This is a genomic window from Aliiglaciecola sp. (assembly GCF_039982535.1).
Classification (GTDB): Bacteria; Pseudomonadota; Gammaproteobacteria; order Enterobacterales; family Alteromonadaceae; genus Aliiglaciecola.
This window is the reverse complement of the sequence record NZ_JBDWYG010000031.1, coordinates 70516-89977: the sequence shown is the minus strand read 5'-3', so window position 1 is coordinate 89977 and position 19462 is coordinate 70516. Positions and strand designations below refer to the sequence as shown.

The following is a 19462-nucleotide window of genomic DNA, read 5'->3' as shown; positions in this document are numbered from 1 at the left end:
ATGATCAACCAATACGATAGTCGGGAAAAACTATGGTTCAATTTTTACTTAACAATGTGAAGACTGATATTGATTCAGTGGAAACAGATCTAACGGTTTTAGACTATCTTCGTGAACATCAAGATTTGTGTGGGACGAAAGAGGGATGCGCATCGGGCGATTGTGGTGCTTGTACCGTGGTGTTAGCGCAATTAAACGAGCAACAAGACGGTATCGAATACAAGTCTATTAATAGCTGTGTGACTTTCACCAGTGCATTGCAAGGCAAGCAACTTATTACAGTGGAACATTTGGCGGATGGAAAAAATTTGCATCCAGTGCAATCTGCCATGGAGAACCAACATGCTTCCCAATGTGGTTTTTGTACCCCAGGTTTTGTGATGTCGCTTTTTGCGATGTATCATCAAAATAAATCGGCGACTCGACACAATGTAGAAATGGCCTTGTCAGGCAATTTATGTCGTTGCACCGGGTACCGCCCCATCATCGATGCCGCGCTTTCAAGTTGTGATAATAAAACAGCAGACAAGTTCGATGAATCAGAATCTCAAACCATAGAAAGTTTAAAATCCATTAAAAACAATAATGCTGGTTTAGCAGGACTATTTGTGCCGACGTCACGCCAAGCATTGGCCAAACTAGTGGCAGCTTATCCCCAAGCCCGTTATGTGGCTGGCAGCACTGATCTCGCATTGGAAGTAACCCAACAACTGAAAAGCCTTGATTGTTTGATCGATCTTAAATCTGTGCCTGAATTAAACCAATTAACCGTCACAGATACTCATTTGCAGATAGGTGCAGCGTTACCCTTTAACCAAATTGAGCCCGTCTTATTGGAAGACTTTCCATCCTTAAGCGAATTATTATGGCGATTTGCGTCGGTTCCGATTCGTAACCAAGCCACTTTAGGTGGAAATGTAGCGAATGCCTCTCCCATTGGTGATATGCCGCCAGTGTTATTGGCATTAAATGCAACAATTGCAGTAGACAATGGCAACGCGACAAGGCAAATCCCTGCGCGATCATTTTTCCTTGATTATCGTAAAACCGCATTACAAAAAGGGGAATGGATCGATTCGATTCACCTCCCCTTATTGCCAACAAACGCCATATTAAAGGCCTATAAAGTGTCGAAACGCATGGAAGATGATATTTCCGCCGTCTGTGCGGTGTTCCATCTAACCATCCAAGATAACATAATTGAGAGCGTATCGACCGGCTTCGGCGGCGTTGCTGCAACACCCGTTAGTGCCAATCAATTTGAACAAGGCTTACTTGGTGCAACTTGGGATTCGGCTGACACGTTAGAATTAGGTAAACAACTATTACAAAATGCTTTCAAGCCAATGGATGACGTTCGCGCTTCGGCAGAATATCGCACAGATTTAGTGGTAAATTTATGGCATCGTTTTTGGTTGGAAAACACCCAGCAAAGCAAGCTAATTGAAACTCGGGTGGTAACTCATGCGTAAACTCATTGATTTGGAATTAGATAATAGCCCCAGCGGAAAAATTGGTACATCAAGTAAACATGATAGTGCTAAACGCCATGTCACCGGCAGTGCCATTTACGTTGATGATAAAAACCTGCCAGCGAATACCTTACATGCGGCCATAGGAACCAGCAAAGTAGCCTGTGGAACTATCCAAAAATTCGACTTATCAAAAGTGAAGTCGAGCCCCGGTGTGGTGGATGTTATAACGGTAGATGATATTCCCGGTCATACCGACATAGGCCCAGTTTTTAAAGGTGATCCCATACTCACCAAAGATAAAGTAAGCTTTAACGGACAAGCTATTTTTGCTGTATTAGCCACCTCAACCCGCTTAGCTAGACAAGCGGTACTAAATGCTGAAATTACCTATAAGCAATCGCCAGCAACCTTAAACACTGATGAATCTCACCAACAGCAAGACTTTGTGCGCCCTGCCCATACCATGCAACAAACATTGTCTGCAAAACTTGAAGCGCAAGATCTTCATCAGATCACCTCCTGTTTAGATGTGGGCGGACAAGAACATTTGTACTTAGAAGGTCAAGTGTCTGTAGCAGTGCCACAAGAAGAAGATCGCATGATGATCTATACCTCTAGCCAGCATCCAAGTGAAGTACAGAAGTTGGTTGCCGAGGTGTTGGATGTGTCTATTAATAAAGTAACCGTTGATATGCGTCGCATGGGCGGTGGTTTTGGCGGCAAAGAAACCCAAGCTGCACAATGGGCGTGTATTGCAGCCGTTTTGGCATCACGGCAATCGGTACCGGTTAAAATCCGCTTACCGCGAATGCTTGATATGCAAGTAACAGGTAAGCGCCACCCTTTTACCAATAAATACAAGGTGAACTTTAATCAAGATGGATTAATTCAATCCAGTGAGTTTGAAATAAATGGCGATTGTGGTCACTCCCCCGATTTATCCGATGCCATAGTGGATCGCGCCATGTTCCACGTAGACAACGGCTATCACCTAGGTGAGACAGAAGTGGTGGGACATAGATGTAGAACCAATAAAGTCTCACACACAGCGTTTAGAGGTTTTGGTGGCCCCCAAGGGATGATTGTTGCAGAAGATATGCTGGATAAAATTGCTCGGCATACAAACCTAGATCCGCTAACCGCCAGAAAACGCAACTTTTATCAGAACGTAGGGGTTGAGCATACCCATTACGGAATGCCAATTGGTCAAAACGTCTTACCTGACTTAATTGAAAAATTGGAAAAAAGTAGTGATTACTGGCAACGTAGAAAACAGATTCAGGAATTTAATCAGTCCAGCCCTATTATTAAAAAAGGTTTGGCCTTAACACCGGTAAAATTTGGTATCTCATTTACCGCTAAACACCTCAATCAAGCGGGTGCACTGCTACACATATACACAGACGGCAGTATTCAAATAAACCATGGCGGCACCGAAATGGGCCAAGGTTTACATACCAAAGTGGGTCAAATTGTGGCCAATGAATTTGGTTTGCCCATTGATAAAATAGAAGTGACGGCCACACGTACCGACAAAGTGCCTAATACCTCACCTACTGCGGCATCCAGCGGTACCGATATGAATGGTAAAGCGGCTCAAAATGCCTGTATTGAAATTAAACAAAGGTTAGCTGAGTTGATGGTTGACCTTTTCAATAAACAATCAGCTCAACAAAAGACCACTGAGACCCCGCAAACAGTTGGTGTCGAAGATGTAAAATTTATCGATCAGCAGGTTTGTTTGCATGATTTCACGCTGCCCTTTGGGGAATTAATCCAAACCGCATATTTTGAGCGTATTTCCCTTTCCACTACAGGTTTCTACCAAACCCCAAAAATTCACTATGATCGTGAAACCGGTAAAGGGCGACCTTTTTTCTACTTTGCCTACGGTGCATCATGCAGCGAAGTGCTAATTGATACTCTCACTGGTGAAATGCGAGTTGAGCGTGTTGATATTCTTCACGATGTGGGTAACAGTCTTAACCCTGCCATCGATATTGGTCAAATTGAAGGTGGATTTATTCAAGGTATGGGATGGTTAACCACGGAAGAATTATTGTGGGATAAAAGCGGAAAATTGATCAGTAATAATCCGGCAACCTATAAGATCCCAGCCATAGGTGATACTCCTAGAGAGTTCAATGTTGACCTATACCCACATGCCAATACTGAGAATACCATTTATAACTCTAAGGCCGTGGGTGAACCGCCGTTAATGTTAGCCATATCCGTTTGGTGTGCAATTAAAGATGCGATTTCTAGCCTATCTGACTATGCATTAGATCCCGATTTAGATACCCCAGCGACCCCTGAGAAAATTCTCAAGGCGTGTCAAAGTATGACAATTTCACAAGGTGCTAAATCATGCTGAAAAACCAGTGGTTTGATGGAGTAATGCATTGTGAAAATACCGCTAAAGCCTATGTAGTGCTAACGGTAATGGGCTCTGTGGGGTCAACCCCTCGCCCCCAAGGCACCAAAATGGTGGTCACTGAAGATCGTATTTTTGACACCATCGGTGGCGGACAACTGGAACATTTATCGATTCAAAAAGCCCGGGAATTACTGACCAATAAAACTCAAAACCAACACGTAGAATACTTCCCCCTAGGCGCTAAATTAGCCCAATGTTGTGGCGGTGCAACCCATGTTTTGTTTGAGGTATTTTGCCAACACGTCAATCAATTGATGATTTTTGGTGCAGGTCATGTAGCACAAGCATTAGTACCGATAATTTCTCAGCTTCCGTTGAGTATTATCTGGGTAGATTCACGACAAGAAATGTTTGATCAAGTGGATAAATCACAAATGCAGTTGCCGGCAAATGTAACTACCATAATTGCTGATGATTGCACTGATGCGTTTTCTGAATACGCCTCCAATTTTGTATTGGTGATGACTCATGATCATCAACTGGATTATGACTTGGTTCATACAGCAATACAGATTGAGAATGTTGATTATTTAGGTTTAATCGGTTCGCAAACCAAAGCCAAACGCTTTCAAACACGCTTAACTAACCATGGAATAAGCGAACACATGCTGGAAAAATTAGTTTGCCCAATTGGCATGACCGACATTCCAGGAAAGCGCCCCATTGAAGTTGCGGTGTCCGTTGCTGGACAACTTATTAATTTACTCAATAAACACCAATCAAACGTAACTCAAAATAGCCAAGCGGCATGGTTACAAACCAAGGAAATTGCGAAATTATTATGAGCTTAGATGAACTCAATGCGTTATCAGAAACCGAGGCTTACCAATGGTTTAAAAGTTGTTGTGAATCTACAACTTGGTCAACTTTCATGGCGCAATCTCGTCCTTTCACGTCCCTTGAACAGATAAAAAAAATCGCAACCGATAAATGGCCATCGTTAACCGAAGATGATTATTTAGAAGCATTTAAAGCCCACCCTATGATTGGTGATATTAAAACCTTAGAAGCTAAATATGCCAATACATCTGGCTTAGCAGAACAAGAACAAGCCAGTGCCATAGGCGCAGATCCTAAAGTATTACAGGAGCTTCACCGTCTCAATCACCTGTACCTTGAAAAAAACCATTTTATTTTCATTATTTGTGCCACTGGGCAAAGTGCCGAAGCCATGTTGACAGCAATTAAAGAGCGCATTCATAACGATACTAAAACTGAAATTGCATTAGCCGCACAACAACAATTAAAAATCGCTTTAATAAGAATAGACAAAGGCCTAACCGCCTGAACAGAGAATCAATTTATGAATAGCTTATCTAGTCACGTACTCGACACAGCAGCAGGAAAACCAGTGGCCAACTTAGCATTACAACTGACCACTCCTGATGGCACAATTGTTCACGCTCAAACCGATAATGATGGTCGTTGTAATCAATGGGACAACACGCAGTTTGTTGCCGGAAACTATCAACTGCGCTTTTCCGTTGAAGCCTATTTAGTCGCCAAACACGGCGAAAGTTTCTACCCTTTTGTGGATGTCAATTTTACCTTGCCTGAAGATGGGGGTCACTATCATGTGCCTTTGCTGATCTCCCCGTACGGTTTTAGTAGTTACCGAGGCAGTTAATCGCATATGAGTTCAGACTTACAAGTATTTCGCAGTAGTATTCTCCACTTCCCAGTAACTACGGACTCTCCAGACGAGGGTTATGCGTATTTTAAAGATGGATATTTGGTTACGCGTAACGATAAAATAGCAGCCATTGGGGAATATTCAGCGTTACCTGAGGAATATTCGGCATTACCTATTACTGATTATCAAGGTAAGTTGTTGTTACCCGGCTTCATTGATAGCCATTTACATTTCCCACAAACCGAAATGATAGCCAGTTACGGTGAACAGTTACTGCAGTGGTTGCAAAACTTCACGTTTCCCACTGAAACCAAGTTTCAAAACCACGATTATGCCCACGCCATGGCAGAATTATTTTTAACTCAGTTATTTTGCAACGGCACCACCACAGCCATGGTGTACTCCAGTGTCCATAAACAAGCCACAGATGCACTTTTTAGTGCGGCAACGGCTCATTCAATGGCGTTAATTGCTGGTAAAGTCTGTATGGACCGAAATTGTCCTGAAGACTTGCAAGACTGTCCTACTTCAGCACAACAAGACAGCGCTGAATTAATTGACAAATGGCACAACAAAAATCGCACTAAGTATGCATTAACCCCAAGATTTGCACCAACCAGTACTGAAGGTCAATTGGCCGCTTTGGGTGAATTAGCGCAACAATACGACGATGTATATATTCAAACCCATTTATCTGAAAATACCCATGAAATTGCTTGGGTCAAAGAGCTTTATCCGCAACATCAACACTATTTAGATGTATACGATCATCATCATTTAGTCAGAAAAGGCAGCGTATTTGGACATTGTATTCATTTGCAGCAAGAGGAATGGGATTTACTTACCCAAACAGAAGCTACCATTGCATTCTGTCCGTCTTCAAACTTATTTTTAGGCAGTGGTTTATTTAACCTCGACAAAGCTAGGCAATCATCGGTGAACGTGGCGTTAGCCACCGACGTGGGTGCTGGAACTTCGTTTAATATGCTCAGAACCTTAGGGGATGCGTATAAAATTTGTCAGCTTAATCATTGTAAACTTTCGGCATTAAGTGGCCTGTATATGATGACCCAAGGAACCGCCGCTGCCCTAGATTTAGATCACAGTATTGGAAATTTAAACCCAGGTAGCCACGCTGATTTTGTGGTGTTAGATCCTAAATTTAGCCAACTGAGTGAAATAAGAACAGATTCGTTACTTTCAGAAGGCACTGTCGAGCTGCCCTCTGATGTTTTGTTTGCTTTGAGTATGTTAGCAGATGAACGCACAACTGAAGCCACTTATATCGCTGGCAAAGCGGTATTTAAACAACCCACTAGGAGCAATTAAATGGTTTGGATGGACTGGGTATCACTGTTTATACGATGGTTTCACGTTATCGCAGGCGTTGCGTGGATTGGCGCTTCCTTTTATTTTATTTGGCTGGATAATAACTTACAAGCGCCACCAGATTGGAAAAAGGATAAAGGTATTAAAGGCGACCTTTGGGCAGTACATGGTGGTGGTTTTTACGAGGTGGCCAAATATCAATATGGCCCTGAGAAAATGCCTGAAACCTTGCACTGGTTTAAATGGGAAGCCTACACCACCTGGATAAGTGGCTTCAGTTTACTCATCCTTGTCTATTATTTTGGTGCCTCTGCATTTTTAATCGACCCCAATGTGATGGAATTAACTGAAACCCAAGCCATATTAATGGGACTAGGTTTAATATTTGGTGGCATGCTAATTTACGAAGTGGCTTGTCGTAGCCCTTTGGCAAAAAATCCGATGGTTTTTGCGGTCTTTCTACTACTGCTGTTAACCCTTGCTGCTTGGTTGGCTACTCAATGGTTTAGCGGCCGTGGAGCTTATATCCATGTGGGTGCGCTCATTGGGACCATTATGGTTGCCAATGTATTTTTGCAAATTATGCCTTCACAAAGAGCTATGGTTGATGCCGTGAAGAACAAACAAGCGGTTGATCCTAGTTGGGGAGAAAAAGCTAAGTTACGTTCAGTACACAACAATTACCTCACCCTACCGATCCTGTTTATCATGATCAGCAATCACTATCCTATGACCTATTTGCATCAGCATAACTGGTTAGTGTTAATCGCGCTTTGTGTGGTATCGGCTTGGATTAGACACTTTTTTAATTTAAAACATCTAGGTGTGGTTAAGCCGTCAATCTTGATCAGCGGTGCTGTGGCTATGTTGGCAATTGCTATTTGGGTGTCAGCACCGAATCTGCTTACCACCCAAGCAAATAACACAGACGAAGCAAAAAAAGAAATTGCGCTGGTGACTCAACAGCAAGTAAAAGAGGTATTAAATAAACATTGTTTATCTTGTCATTCAACTAGCCCCACCGATGAGATGTTCCCTTCACCTCCCCTAGGGTTGGTGATGGATGATTGGAAAGATGTTGAAAACAAGTTGAGTGTTATTTATCAACGGGTATTTGTAACACGTGACATGCCATTTTTAAATAAAACCAAAATGACCGATGCAGAGCGTCAGTTAGTAGCAGACTGGTATTTACAAAATTTAAATTAAACGATGCTTCTAAACGTTTGTTAAGTCGTCACTCTTGGCTTTTGCATCAACGGATTCAAATAGAATACGAGCCGCTAATTTAGCGGTTCGAGAATCCATATCAAATTTTGGATTCAGTTCTGCAATATCCATCAAGCGCCAGTTAAAATTCAAATCAGCCTGTTGAGCACTCAACCAACGCATAATTGAAATGACAAAAGTGACGGGAATTCCTAAAACACTAGGTGCACTTACACCAGGTGCTAATGCCGCAGGAAAAGCGTCCAAACAAACCGTCACATAAACTTCGTCTACCGCGTTTAACATAGGTATTAATAGTTCTTTGGCCCGCGCTATATCGGCAAGTTGCTGGCAGTCCTCATCCAATAAATATCCCACTTTTAGACTATTGGCGCAGTCAAACAACACTTGTGTATTGGCCGCTTTAGCTATTCCTAAACAAATATAATGAAATGCTTCATTATGCTGACGGCAAGTATCTGCAATTTGGTAAAATGGTGTGCCGGAGCTTGGATCTGGTGTTGGTTTACGCAGATCAAAGTGTGCATCAAAATTTATAATGCCTATTTTCTTGTTATTTTTCGCCTGAAGATAATTGCGTAAGCCAGTATAACTGGCCTGTGCAATTTCATGCCCGCCGCCCAAGCCAATAACGAAGCCAGACGAATTCAATGCACCATTAATTTGCTGGGCATACTTATGTTGTGCTGCTGCAAGGTTGGTTTTTGCCTCAACATTGCCTAAATCTTTAATTGATTGCTCTAAATGCCATGCCAAACTGCAAAGGCTGGCGCGAATGGCGTTTGGCCCCTCTTTGGCCCCTACTCTGCCTTTATTCATTGCCACACCAAGATCACTGTTGAACCCTAGTAGTGCGATATCGGTTTGCGCTGTGGTTTGCTCAATCACCTGATGCCAACGAAGGCTTTTACTGCCAGTGTCGCTGTCAATTCGTCCAGTCCAATTAAACGATGAGTTTTGACTAAACAAGTTTGCCTCCAAACCATCGATTGAGGGGTTTATATTGATTGATCCCATACACAAGTTGGGCTGGATGGGAGATATCCCATAAGCATAAGTCTGCTCGACAACCTGCTTTGATTTGCCCTCTATCATCTAACCCTAGCGCTTTAGCAGCATGTATTGTAATGCCTTTTAAGGCTTCTTCTGGGGTCAACTCAAATAACACACAGGCCATATTGGCACAGGTAAGTATGGAGGCAATGGGTGAACTGCCAGGGTTTAAATCGGTGGCCACAGCCATAGGTACTTGCTGAGCTCTTAGCGCTTCAATCGGCGGCTTTTGGGATTCTTTTAAAAAATAGAAAGCACCAGGAAGTAACACCGCCACCGTATTGGATTGTTTAAGGTAAATAACATCTTCAGAAGTGAGGTATTCAATATGATCAACTGACAAAGCGTGATAGTCACAGGCTAATTTCGCGCCTTTTAAGTCACTAAGTTGTTCAACATGGGCTTTCACATTGAGGCCAAGCCCCTTTGCTGTCTTGAAGACTCGTTCACATTGGGCGGGTGAAAAACCGATGCTTTCACAAAATACATCCACACTATCCGCTAGGTTTAGTTCACTGACCTTAGGCATTACTTCATAACAAACGAAGTCAATATACCCCTCGGGATCGCCAGCGTATTCAATCGGTAAGGCATGGGCACCTAAATAAGTTGTTCGTATATTAATCGGTAATTCAGTGCCTAAGGTTTTCGCCACTTGCAGCATTTTGATTTCAGTGTCTAAATCTAAGCCGTATCCAGATTTCACTTCTAAGGTGGTTACACCTTCATGGATTAATGCAGTGGCTCTTGCGGTTGCCGAGGCTAACAAAGCTTCAGGGGAGGCTTTTCGTGTCGCATTAACGGTACTTTTTATGCCGCCACCTTGCTCAGCAATTTGTTGATAACTCTGGCCATTGAGGCGCATTTCAAATTCATTGGCACGATCACCGGCGTATACCAGATGGGTATGGCAATCCACAAAACCAGGTAATAACCAGTTTCCACCACCGTCGAATTTAGCTAATGGAGTAACCTCACAATTGTCCATCTCTCCAACATAGATAATGCTGCCATTATCGATTGCTACACAGCCATTCTCTATGGTCCCGTAGGGCTCGGAACCATCTAGCATAGTGGCAATTTGAACGTTGTAAATCAGGTAATCGCATTGCTTCGGCATAAGATCACTTTAGGGCCATTAAATGAATAGTTAGTGTACTTGCAGCAACTTGTATATACAAGTAAGATACATAAAATTTACAAATAAATAACACTGGTATGGCCGCACATTTTATTAAAATCAAGTCCCATTTATTAGCGCGAATTGAAGATGGAAGCATGCAGCATGGGGATAAAGTTCCATCGGAAAATAAGCTGGCTGAACAATTTAATGTTAGCCGGATGACGGCAAGACGGGCGCTAACCGACTTAGTCAACGAAGGGATTTTGTTACGCTCACAGGGCTTAGGTACCTTTGTGAGCGATCAGCGTCCCATGAGTTCCATGTTAGAAATTAACAGTATTGACGATGAAGTCTTAGCCCGTGGTCATAGTTACGCCAATAAGGTCATTTGCCAAAACCAAATACACGCCACTGCACATCAGGCCAATTCCTTAGGCTTAGCTATAGATGATCCCGTTTACCATACGCAAATAATCCACTTGGAAAATAACATCCCTATTCAACTGGAAGACCGTTTAGTTAACCCCAAATATGCCCCTGACTATATAGCTCAGGATTTTAATAAGATTACAGCTAATCGTTATCTCAATAAGGTAGCGCCTTTAACCGAAGCAGAGCATGTCATAGAGGCTTTATTGCCTGCAGAAGATATTGCCCAGGCCTTATCCGTTAATACACAACAGCCTTGTTTACTGATTTCTCGCCGTACTTTTTCAGCCAAAGGCATTGTTAGTTTTGCCAACCTTTATCATCCGGGTAATCGTTACCGATTAGGTGGTCATTTAGATTTCCCTGCGTCTACATAGACGTCATTCAAATAAGAGACTCTCAACTATGAACAATCGATATTCAAAACGAGTTGTAAAAGCCCCAACGGGCAGTCAAATCAGCGCTAAAAGTTGGTTAACGGAAGCGCCCATGCGCATGTTAATGAACAACCTAGATCCAGAGGTTGCTGAACATCCCCATGAACTTGTGGTTTACGGTGGTATTGGACGCGCAGCACGAGATTGGCCATGTTTTGACAAAATAATTGAAGTACTGCAACGCTTAAACGATGACGAAACACTGCTTGTACAAAGTGGCAAACCCGTTGGGGTATTCCCCACCCACAAACATGCTCCTAGGGTATTAATAGCAAACTCGAACTTGGTACCTCGTTGGGCAACTTGGGAGCATTTCAATGAGTTGGATAGACAGGGGCTGATGATGTACGGGCAAATGACCGCTGGTTCTTGGATCTACATTGGTTCACAAGGCATAGTGCAAGGTACATACGAAACCTTTGTGAGTATTGCTAAAACCCACTTTAATGGTCAAGCAGCGGGTAAATGGATATTAACAGGTGGTCTAGGTGGAATGGGCGGCGCTCAACCTCTGGCGGCAACCATGGCGGGTTTTTCAATGCTCGCGGTGGAAGTTGATGAAAGCCGTATCGATTTTCGACTAAAAACCGGCTATTTGGATAAAAAAGCCACGGATCTTGCCCATGCACTAACACTGCTTCAACAAGCAAAACAGGATGGCGAAGCCATTTCCATCGGATTGTTAGGTAATGCAGCCGATGTATTTAGTGACATTGCTAATTCTAATATGATTCCTGATGTGGTCACCGATCAAACCAGTGCCCATGATCCCCTTAATGGTTATTTACCGCAGAACTGGACCCTTGAACAAGCTGCTGAAATGCGAAAACAAGATGAAAAACGCGTGGTGATAGCTGCTAAAAAGTCCATGGCGGTACAAGTAGAGGCAATGCTTGCATTACAAGCTAAAGGGGCTGCAACCTTAGATTATGGTAATAATATTCGGCAAATGGCATTGGAAACCGGGGTCAAAAATGCCTTCGATTTCCCCGGTTTTGTGCCCGCTTATATTCGCCCACTATTTTGCCAAGGGATAGGACCGTTTCGCTGGGTAGCACTCTCTGGTGATCCCGAAGATATTTACAAAACCGATGCCAAAGTAAAAGAGCTGATCAGCGATGATCCCCACCTCCATCAATGGCTAGATATGGCCAAACAACGCATTCAGTTTCAAGGGTTACCGGCAAGAATATGCTGGGTAGGTTTAGGGCAAAGACAAAAACTTGGATTAGCATTTAATCAAATGGTGCGTTCAGGTGCACTATCTGCCCCCATTGTTATTGGTCGAGATCATTTAGACTCAGGCTCGGTCGCCTCCCCTAACCGCGAAACAGAAAGCATGTTAGATGGTTCTGATGCGGTATCCGATTGGCCGTTACTTAATGCAATGTTAAACACCGCAAGCGGCGCAACTTGGGTAAGCCTGCATCACGGCGGTGGAGTTGGCATGGGATTTAGTCAACATTCAGGTGTGGTTATTGTCTGTGACGGCACAACAGAAGCTGATGAGCGTATAACAAGGGTACTTCACAATGATCCGGCCACCGGTGTAATGCGTCATGCTGATGCAGGATATGACATTGCCATCCAATGCGCGAAACAAAAACAACTCGACTTACCTATGTTAGAAGGCATTGAACATGACTAAGATCGTCTTAAAACCCGGCCAAGTTAATCTTCAACAACTGGCTAAAATTCATCGCCAACCGGTGCAATTAGCACTAGATGAATCGGCGATTGAACAAATTAATAGAGCAGAAAAAACTGTCTTAGATACGATTGCCACTGGTAAAACAGTCTATGGAATCAACACCGGATTTGGCTTGCTTGCTAACACCAAAATCCCACAACATGAACTAGAGGCCTTACAACGCAGTATTGTTTTATCCCATGCAGCAGGGACTGGTAATTTTATGCCAGACAATACTGTTCGATTAATGATGTTTTTGAAAATAAACTCATTAGCAAGAGGCTACTCTGGTATTCGATTACGTGTTATTGATGCCCTGATCACACTCTTTAATGCACAAGTGTATCCTGCTATTCCTGAAAAGGGATCCGTTGGAGCCTCTGGTGATTTAGCTCCCTTAGCGCACATGAGTGCGGTGTTATTAGGTGAAGGGGAAGCCTTCTATCAAGGGCAAAAGTATCCCGCAGCCGAAGCATTAAAAATTGCCAACCTCTCTAAAGTTGCACTTGCGCCAAAAGAAGGATTAGCACTTTTAAACGGAACTCAAGCCTCAACGGCCTTTGCCTTACAAGGTTTGTTTTATGCCGAAAACGCATTAAACAGTGCCATTGCCATCGGCAGTTTAAGCGTGGAAGCCGCGTTGGGCTCGAGAGTGCCTTTTGATGAACGTATTCATTTAGTCCGTGGCCATCAAGCACAAATAGATGTTGCTGAGGCCTACAGACAACTATTAGCCTCTTCCAGCATTGGGGATTCCCATCAAGGGTGCAGTAAAGTACAAGACCCCTACTCTTTGCGCTGTCAGCCTCAGGTAATGGGTGCCTGTTTAGGGCAAATACGATTTGCCGCTCAAACCCTGCTAATTGAAGCCAACGGCGTATCAGACAACCCACTGGTTTTTTCAGATAGCGGAGATATTTTATCTGGTGGAAATTTTCATGCAGAGACCGTCGCCATGACCGCTGACATGTTAGCCATTGCGTTATGTGAAATTGGTTCTTTGGCTGAACGCAGAATGGCGCTACTTATTGACAGTAATCTTAGCGGCTTACCGCCATTTTTAGTTGAAAATGGTGGGGTTAACTCAGGTTTTATGATTGCACAGGTTACCTGCGCCGCCTTAGCCAGTGAAAACAAAACCTACGCTCACCCAGCATCCATCGATTCTTTGCCCACCTCGGCAAATCAAGAAGATCATGTTTCCATGGCTACATTTGCTGCCCGTCGATTAAGAGACATCTTTGATAATGTGGCAGGAATATTAGCCATTGAGTGGCTTGCAGCAAGCCAAGGCGTGGACTTTAGAGCACCTTTAACTACCAGTACCCAACTAGAACAAGTAAAACACTTACTGCGTACAAAAGTGCCCTTTTATGACAAAGATAGGTATTTTTCACCGGATATTGAAGATGCAAAAACTCTCATTCGCAGTCACGCACTTTCAGATCTCGTCCAATTAAAACTTCTCTGAAACGGCGATCTTAGTTAATGACCATTGGGACAATATAAGCTTTAACTGCAAAAGTGAGATTGCAGACAAAAAAAAGACCAAGTTAAACCTGGTCTTTTTTATTCTCACAAATCCACTTAGCTACGACGTCTCAACCGCATCATTAAACCTAGTCCACTTAGCAATAAAAAAGCACCTAGAGGTTCATCGACGTTGGTAGTCGGTGGATTATTCACTCCGCCGTCGTTGTCTGTATAAATACCAGTTAGGTTACTTAAAAACACGCCACTATCAAAAATGCTGTCTGACGTATCTGCGATAGCAATTTTAAGGGTATGCTGAGTTAAACTTTCATCAACCAGACCGATTAAATTTAAGTTCTGACTAAATCCATCATACTCAATATCGAATAATCCTGTTGTATTATCCAAAAAGTTACTCGCATTAGCTCCTTCAACAAACGACACTAAACTTGAATCAGGAAAAAACGCATAGTTGGTTCCATCGACAAATACACCGAACACATCAGTGACTCCCTGATCTGGAAACTCATCACTACCGAATATGAAATCAAGAGATATAGCGTTAAAACCTGCGCCCAACATGAAATCAAATTCTATAAAATTGACATCATTGGTTATTGATGATGGCGCACCCGCGTCATTTAAAATTGCGCTTAAGTCTGCATCACCTCCGGTTCCTGGAGTGAAAGGGTCAAAACTTGTATCAGTGTTAATACTAGGTATGTTCGCTGTACCACTGGTTAATACTGCACCTTCTCCCATACTAACAGTAGAAGAGCCATCAGTAATATTAACACCGGAAAAAATACCAGACTGGGCAGAGTTGCTATTGATACCATCACCAATTGCCCCTACAAAGGTTTCACTACCAGCAATTACACTTACACCACCACCGGAAACAACCAAAGAACTGGTAATATCAGAGATAGCGTCATCGCCAGTTTCAATTAAATCCAGTCCTAACAATCCTGCGTTAGCACTAAAAGAGGTGACGAAGAATAGCGAAATGCCGAGGTTTTTTATTTTCATTAGATTAATCCTTATCAAATGTAAACATGTTTTATCTTAAAACCCAATGATACCTCTACTCCTTGAGTTTTGTTCATTTTAAGAGCATGCATAACAGAGGCCAAAATATTTACCTTTGTAAAAACAAAAACATAAAAACAAGCTGGTTGCTTAAAGGAGTAGATGTGTAAATTTATTTGACAGAAAATTGTGACGGAAAAAACTGAATTAGAGGTATAAGGAAAAGATAACAAGTTAAAAATTTATGCCTGCCTTATTCGGCAGACATAAATATAAATAATGTAACGCTTAGCCCATGCGCTTCAAAGCACAGAGTTTATTTCCAGCTGGATCTTTCAAATAAGCTAAATACATGTCACCTGAAGGAGATTTGCGGATCCCAGGAGGATCTTCACAGTCAGTACCACCATTTGCCAAACCAGCAGCATGCCAAGCATCCCCTTGCTCTGGACTATCTACTGAAAAACCAATAGTACTGCCATTACCATGACTAGCAGGCTCACCATTAATTGGTTTAGTAATTGCGAAAATACCAGTATCAGTTATATAAAAACAGCGACCTTTAGGGTCAATGACACCAGGTTTGCAACCTAACTCAGCGAAAGTAGCATCATAAAACGCTTTCGATTCTTCGATACTATTTGCGCCTAACATAATGTGACTAAACATATCTTAACTCCGTTAAAACTTATTTTGAATGAATAGATTAACGTGAAAAACTGCAATAATCTATTGTTTATCAAAGGTTAAATAGTTATTAATAACTATTAACATCGTTAATTCATTATTTTTTAGTTGCCTCGGTATCCTGATGAATAAGTTCTTCTTCAACATCACCACCTGGGCCCGAGTCGTCATTAGCACTCGGACGAACAGTTAGCAACATACTCAATGCAGATACAATAAATGCCGTGGTTTGTTGTGGTGAGATGGTGTAAAAATACTCCCACGCCTGACTTTTATAGTCGGAGTAACGGTTAGCTCGGTCTGGGAATTTGTCAAGATACGCTAAATTAACGGCATGACCGATTGCAGCATCAACAATAATGGGTTCATCAATTTTCAAACTTGGGTTTTGTTCAAAAAAGCTGGCCATTGCGTTTAAAGACTCGATGGTTAATTGACGATACTCAGCGGCATGAATATTGTTCAACATATGTTCTGTTATTAACGCAAATGCAGTCTCCCCTGGAGTCATATCGCTGAGCACTACACCACTATCAATGCGGTTTCTACGATCCATCTTATTACCAATCACTAATCCTGTAGTGTGATGCAGTATGCGCCAAATTTGCTTATTAAATGATGCTGAACGACGGTCAATAATTCCTTGATGTTGTCGCCAAACCAGCCAGCCATCTTTAGGCGGAGAAAGTTGCTCTAAGCCTAAATCTTGCTGCCAATTTAGTTTTTCTGAGATACCTTTGGCATGCAATTTTTCCATTTTCATAGGCAGATCAGAAAGAGATTGGTAATCTTCTAGCACCGCTTCCAAACGTTCTTGAATTACCGATGGTGCCATTGCCATGAGCTTTTCATAAGCTTCATCAGTCGCTAGATTTTCAGAGCGCGCTATTTGGCTAGTCAACAAAATAATTAGGTAACTGACTCGAATGGTCATTAATTCTCTGAATAACTCAGGTCGAGCTTTTATTAATAGCCCAAGACAAAGTAAAACCTCTTGGGTTAAAATCTGATCACGCACATCATCACGGCAGTAGTGATGAATTTTTTTCATTAACGCTTCATCCGTTAATGGCCTAGATATTAAAGACTCATCAGTATAAGAGCGTCCCACTTGAATATTCTTTTGTGCAACCAAAATGGCGCTAACGACTAATCCAAGATCGCCATCCACTTTTTCTAATAAACCAGCAGCATGTCGTAGCACTGACCATAAGCGTAAACGCCCTGCTTCACTGTATACCTCTTCTAAGGCATCAGTTAATCGGTAACAACTGTCACTGTAGGTAATTGTAGAATTTAACCCCTGAAGTTTAACCAATACCGATAGCAACTCCACTTGTTCAAACAAGTTATCTGAGGCCGCTAATCGGTCTGCTAACAATTGAGTGTCGGTGATAAAAGATATTTCTAGTTCTTCGCCTTGGGTTAGAGGCGCATTGGAATTACTAGAGATTAACGTGGTTCTAAATGGCGTTGTACTAACGGAAATTTCTTCCGGCAATTCATAACCATTCAAATCTACAAATCGCTCGATAGCCGCTGTTGGGATGAGCTGCGCCATTTTACCCAACTTCACTGGAATATCATTGACATAACCAGAGTCTATATTTTTAATTAATTCAAAAAACGAGGTTCTATCGGCATCTAACATTTGATGAGTTAGCATAACAGTGACCGTCGGTCTGCCACTTTCTGTCCAATTTCGATGCAAATAACTCAATTCACTTTTAAATCGTCGCACTAAAAAGTCGATGTCATAACTTAAAAAGAAAGCTTGCTGGATAAACGACGGTGTTAAGCACACAAATCGTGATTTTCCTAAAGCATAAACCCGACTAGTGGTTAAACTTTTAGGGATCCTAAAAGAACGCCCCGTTAGTCCCAATGAAGAATTTGCCCCCACCTGTGAATACATATTGGCGATATCTTCAGGTCGACACACCTTAACAGGAGAAATGTCACTGATTGTTTCGGTTATTAAACCACTACCTGCTAATTCAGATTGAAGCGCTTCGTCTTCTGCTAAAAACACCAGTTGGACAACTGGCTTTTTACTAGGTTTAACATGACGACGTCCGATGGGATCCAAATCTCCAGGACGCAATAAACCATCTTCTAACATCGCTCCTAACAAAAACAGACTCTGAGCCCACACTAGGGGGACATTCTCATTTGGTAAGCGGTCTTGTGAATGTGGGTTTTCGCGCTCTTTTTCAATTGACTCTAAAGGAACATAGTACAATTCAGGAAGTAATAAATGACCATCTTGCTCCACCATTACTGAGTCTAAACGATTTCGATAGTGTTCCACTTGTTCGCGATCGTCGCGGAAAATGGCGTCTAAATACAAATACGCATAAAATAAAGGCCATTCTGATTCTATATTTTCAAACTGCTTTAATTCCTGCTCTTCGTAATGTAAACGCTCTTCATCTTCTAAAACCGTTTGATGCCCATCACGTAGAAAACGTTTTAAACCATAACGGCCCTCAAGCTTATTAATAATTTTGCTTCGAACTTTATCACTGAGGGTTTGACTCGGTGCCGCAAAAGCAGGAAAACCAACCACGCTCAGCAAAGCGGCGTCAATTTCTTTGGTAATTGACTCACGGGGTAACATTTCACTCAAGGTAATGTTGGCTTGGGCAATATTATCTGGCACTACGTGAATGACCGAGCTTTGTGAACCTTTAGCACCGTACAGATTGAAACCTGACAGCGCTTCTAACGCCGCTTTGGCCATTCCTAACGAGCTGGCATTTAACTCCACGTGGCCACTATTGGATTTCGCTCCTCGCTCCCAGATACCAAAATCTGGAGTCCGATAGGCTCGTTCAATATAAAAGACTAGGTTTTGGACAAAGTCGACTTCTTCATCGCTCCAAATGAGCTCTAAACCCGACGCAATCATTTGCGTGAGGGTTAATAAAAAGACAGATGTGGCATCAATTTGCAAATGCCCCCACTCATGGTCAGCAACAACGTTATCGCCGGTGGCAGTATCGTATTTTGCGTGTAAAGAATCTTTTGGACTGCGACTTTTCTTAAAAGCTTCAACTTTCGATGACTGACTCATCATTGAACGCAATAAACCGCGCATTAATTTGACTGTGCGCTGCTGAAGTTCAAACCCTCGACCACCATCATCATCTAGCTGACGATAGGCTAAAGCAAGACCCCAAACGGCTAAAATACTATAAACGTTGTCTCGCACCCAGGCATCTTGATAATTGCCATGGTTTGTTATTGCGGTGCTTGCTGGCAGTAGTCCAGATATTGGGTGTTGCTTGTCTATTATGACGGCTTTAATTTGTTGATAATATTTATCTAGGTTCGCCCTTAGATGAATGTCTTGCATAATCGTTCCTACCACTGTGGATAATAGATGCTGAAAAATGGGCATCTTGAAAATAGTTAATCACTGTACGTTGCTTATA

Annotated in this window: 15 protein-coding genes; 10 read left to right on the top strand and 5 right to left on the bottom strand. The window is 42.4% G+C overall.

All coding sequences use genetic code 11. From position 1 onward, the window contains the following. Positions 1-32 precede the first annotated feature (32 nt). From xdhA to ABJV04_RS07000, 7 genes are read left to right on the top strand one after another with little or no spacing between them, the layout of a single operon-like run. Complete coding sequence (gene xdhA / locus ABJV04_RS07030; RefSeq protein WP_348490622.1) at positions 33-1472, top strand: xanthine dehydrogenase small subunit; 1440 nt, start codon at positions 33-35, stop codon at positions 1470-1472. Continuing rightward, complete coding sequence (gene xdhB, locus ABJV04_RS07025; RefSeq protein WP_348490620.1) at positions 1465-3849, top strand: xanthine dehydrogenase molybdopterin binding subunit; 2385 nt, start codon at positions 1465-1467, stop codon at positions 3847-3849. Before xdhA ends, xdhB begins: the two co-directional genes overlap by 8 nt. After that, positions 3843-4697 (top strand): xanthine dehydrogenase accessory protein XdhC, encoded by an 855-nt coding sequence (gene xdhC / locus ABJV04_RS07020; RefSeq protein ID WP_348490619.1) that lies wholly within the window; start codon positions 3843-3845, stop codon positions 4695-4697. Before xdhB ends, xdhC begins: the two co-directional genes overlap by 7 nt. Next, positions 4694-5200 (top strand): 2-oxo-4-hydroxy-4-carboxy-5-ureidoimidazoline decarboxylase, encoded by a 507-nt coding sequence (gene uraD, locus ABJV04_RS07015; protein WP_348490617.1) that lies wholly within the window; start codon positions 4694-4696, stop codon positions 5198-5200. The genes xdhC and uraD overlap by 4 nt, the downstream gene beginning before the upstream one ends. A 15-nt stretch (positions 5201-5215) precedes the next feature. After that, positions 5216-5539 carry a hydroxyisourate hydrolase gene (gene uraH, locus ABJV04_RS07010; RefSeq protein WP_348490615.1) on the top strand — a complete coding sequence of 108 codons (324 nt, stop codon included), beginning with the start codon at positions 5216-5218 and terminating at the stop codon, positions 5537-5539. 6 nt (positions 5540-5545) lie between these two features. Next, entirely contained in the window at positions 5546-6874 is a 1329-nt protein-coding gene (guaD, locus tag ABJV04_RS07005) for a guanine deaminase (RefSeq protein WP_348490614.1), read from the top strand. Then, positions 6875-8083: a urate hydroxylase PuuD gene (locus tag ABJV04_RS07000; protein WP_348490612.1), complete on the top strand. Its 1209-nt coding sequence runs from the start codon at positions 6875-6877 to the stop codon at positions 8081-8083. 9 nt (positions 8084-8092) lie between these two features. Here the strand turns inward: ABJV04_RS07000 and hutG are convergent, their stop codons facing one another. Both hutG and hutI read right to left on the bottom strand, forming a co-directional pair. Then, on the bottom strand, positions 8093-9073 hold the full coding sequence (hutG, locus tag ABJV04_RS06995; RefSeq protein ID WP_348490611.1) for a formimidoylglutamase: 981 nt from the start codon (positions 9071-9073) through the stop codon (positions 8093-8095). After that, positions 9066-10277, bottom strand: a complete 1212-nt coding sequence (hutI, locus tag ABJV04_RS06990) for an imidazolonepropionase (RefSeq protein WP_348490609.1) — start codon at positions 10275-10277, stop codon at positions 9066-9068. Before hutI ends, hutG begins: the two co-directional genes overlap by 8 nt. A gap of 98 nt (positions 10278-10375) precedes the next feature. Between hutI and hutC the strand changes: the two genes are divergently transcribed. The 3 genes from hutC to hutH are packed head-to-tail and all read left to right on the top strand — an operon-like array spanning position 10376 to position 14307. After that, complete coding sequence (gene hutC / locus ABJV04_RS06985) at positions 10376-11086, top strand: histidine utilization repressor (RefSeq protein ID WP_348490608.1); 711 nt, start codon at positions 10376-10378, stop codon at positions 11084-11086. 28 nt (positions 11087-11114) lie between these two features. Further along, the gene (gene hutU, locus ABJV04_RS06980) at positions 11115-12794 is read left to right on the top strand and encodes a urocanate hydratase (protein WP_348490606.1); all 1680 of its coding nucleotides are present in this window, start codon (positions 11115-11117) and stop codon (positions 12792-12794) included. Further along, the gene (hutH, locus tag ABJV04_RS06975; protein ID WP_348490604.1) at positions 12787-14307 is read left to right on the top strand and encodes a histidine ammonia-lyase; all 1521 of its coding nucleotides are present in this window, start codon (positions 12787-12789) and stop codon (positions 14305-14307) included. Before hutU ends, hutH begins: the two co-directional genes overlap by 8 nt. Before the next feature lie 116 nt (positions 14308-14423). Here the strand turns inward: hutH and ABJV04_RS06970 are convergent, their stop codons facing one another. The 3 genes from ABJV04_RS06970 to ABJV04_RS06960 form a co-directional block, all read right to left on the bottom strand. Next, on the bottom strand, positions 14424-15338 hold the full coding sequence (locus tag ABJV04_RS06970; protein WP_348490602.1) for a choice-of-anchor L domain-containing protein: 915 nt from the start codon (positions 15336-15338) through the stop codon (positions 14424-14426). A 288-nt stretch (positions 15339-15626) separates the two neighbouring features. Continuing rightward, positions 15627-16007 carry a VOC family protein gene (locus tag ABJV04_RS06965; RefSeq protein WP_348490601.1) on the bottom strand — a complete coding sequence of 127 codons (381 nt, stop codon included), beginning with the start codon at positions 16005-16007 and terminating at the stop codon, positions 15627-15629. Positions 16008-16122: 115 nt separating this feature from the next. Then, complete coding sequence (locus ABJV04_RS06960) at positions 16123-19383, bottom strand: glycoside hydrolase family 15 protein (RefSeq protein WP_348490599.1); 3261 nt, start codon at positions 19381-19383, stop codon at positions 16123-16125. Between the last annotated feature and the right edge of the window lie 79 nt (positions 19384-19462).

Bases quoted from the DNA above. Each gene is read 5' to 3' on its own strand.
- xdhA (WP_348490622.1), top strand. From the start codon at position 33: ATGGTTCAATTTTTACTTAACAATGTGAAGACTGATATTGATTCAGTG.
- xdhB (WP_348490620.1), top strand. From the start codon at position 1,465: ATGCGTAAACTCATTGATTTGGAATTAGATAATAGCCCCAGCGGAAAA.
- xdhC (WP_348490619.1), top strand. From the start codon at position 3,843: ATGCTGAAAAACCAGTGGTTTGATGGAGTAATGCATTGTGAAAATACC.
- uraD (WP_348490617.1), top strand. From the start codon at position 4,694: ATGAGCTTAGATGAACTCAATGCGTTATCAGAAACCGAGGCTTACCAA.
- uraH (WP_348490615.1), top strand. From the start codon at position 5,216: ATGAATAGCTTATCTAGTCACGTACTCGACACAGCAGCAGGAAAACCA.
- guaD (WP_348490614.1), top strand. From the start codon at position 5,546: ATGAGTTCAGACTTACAAGTATTTCGCAGTAGTATTCTCCACTTCCCA.
- ABJV04_RS07000 (WP_348490612.1), top strand. From the start codon at position 6,875: ATGGTTTGGATGGACTGGGTATCACTGTTTATACGATGGTTTCACGTT.
- hutI (WP_348490609.1), bottom strand. From the start codon at position 10,277: ATGCCGAAGCAATGCGATTACCTGATTTACAACGTTCAAATTGCCACT.
- hutC (WP_348490608.1), top strand. From the start codon at position 10,376: ATGGCCGCACATTTTATTAAAATCAAGTCCCATTTATTAGCGCGAATT.
- hutU (WP_348490606.1), top strand. From the start codon at position 11,115: ATGAACAATCGATATTCAAAACGAGTTGTAAAAGCCCCAACGGGCAGT.
- hutH (WP_348490604.1), top strand. From the start codon at position 12,787: ATGACTAAGATCGTCTTAAAACCCGGCCAAGTTAATCTTCAACAACTG.
- ABJV04_RS06970 (WP_348490602.1), bottom strand. From the start codon at position 15,338: ATGAAAATAAAAAACCTCGGCATTTCGCTATTCTTCGTCACCTCTTTT.
- ABJV04_RS06965 (WP_348490601.1), bottom strand. From the start codon at position 16,007: ATGTTTAGTCACATTATGTTAGGCGCAAATAGTATCGAAGAATCGAAA.
- ABJV04_RS06960 (WP_348490599.1), bottom strand. From the start codon at position 19,383: ATGCAAGACATTCATCTAAGGGCGAACCTAGATAAATATTATCAACAA.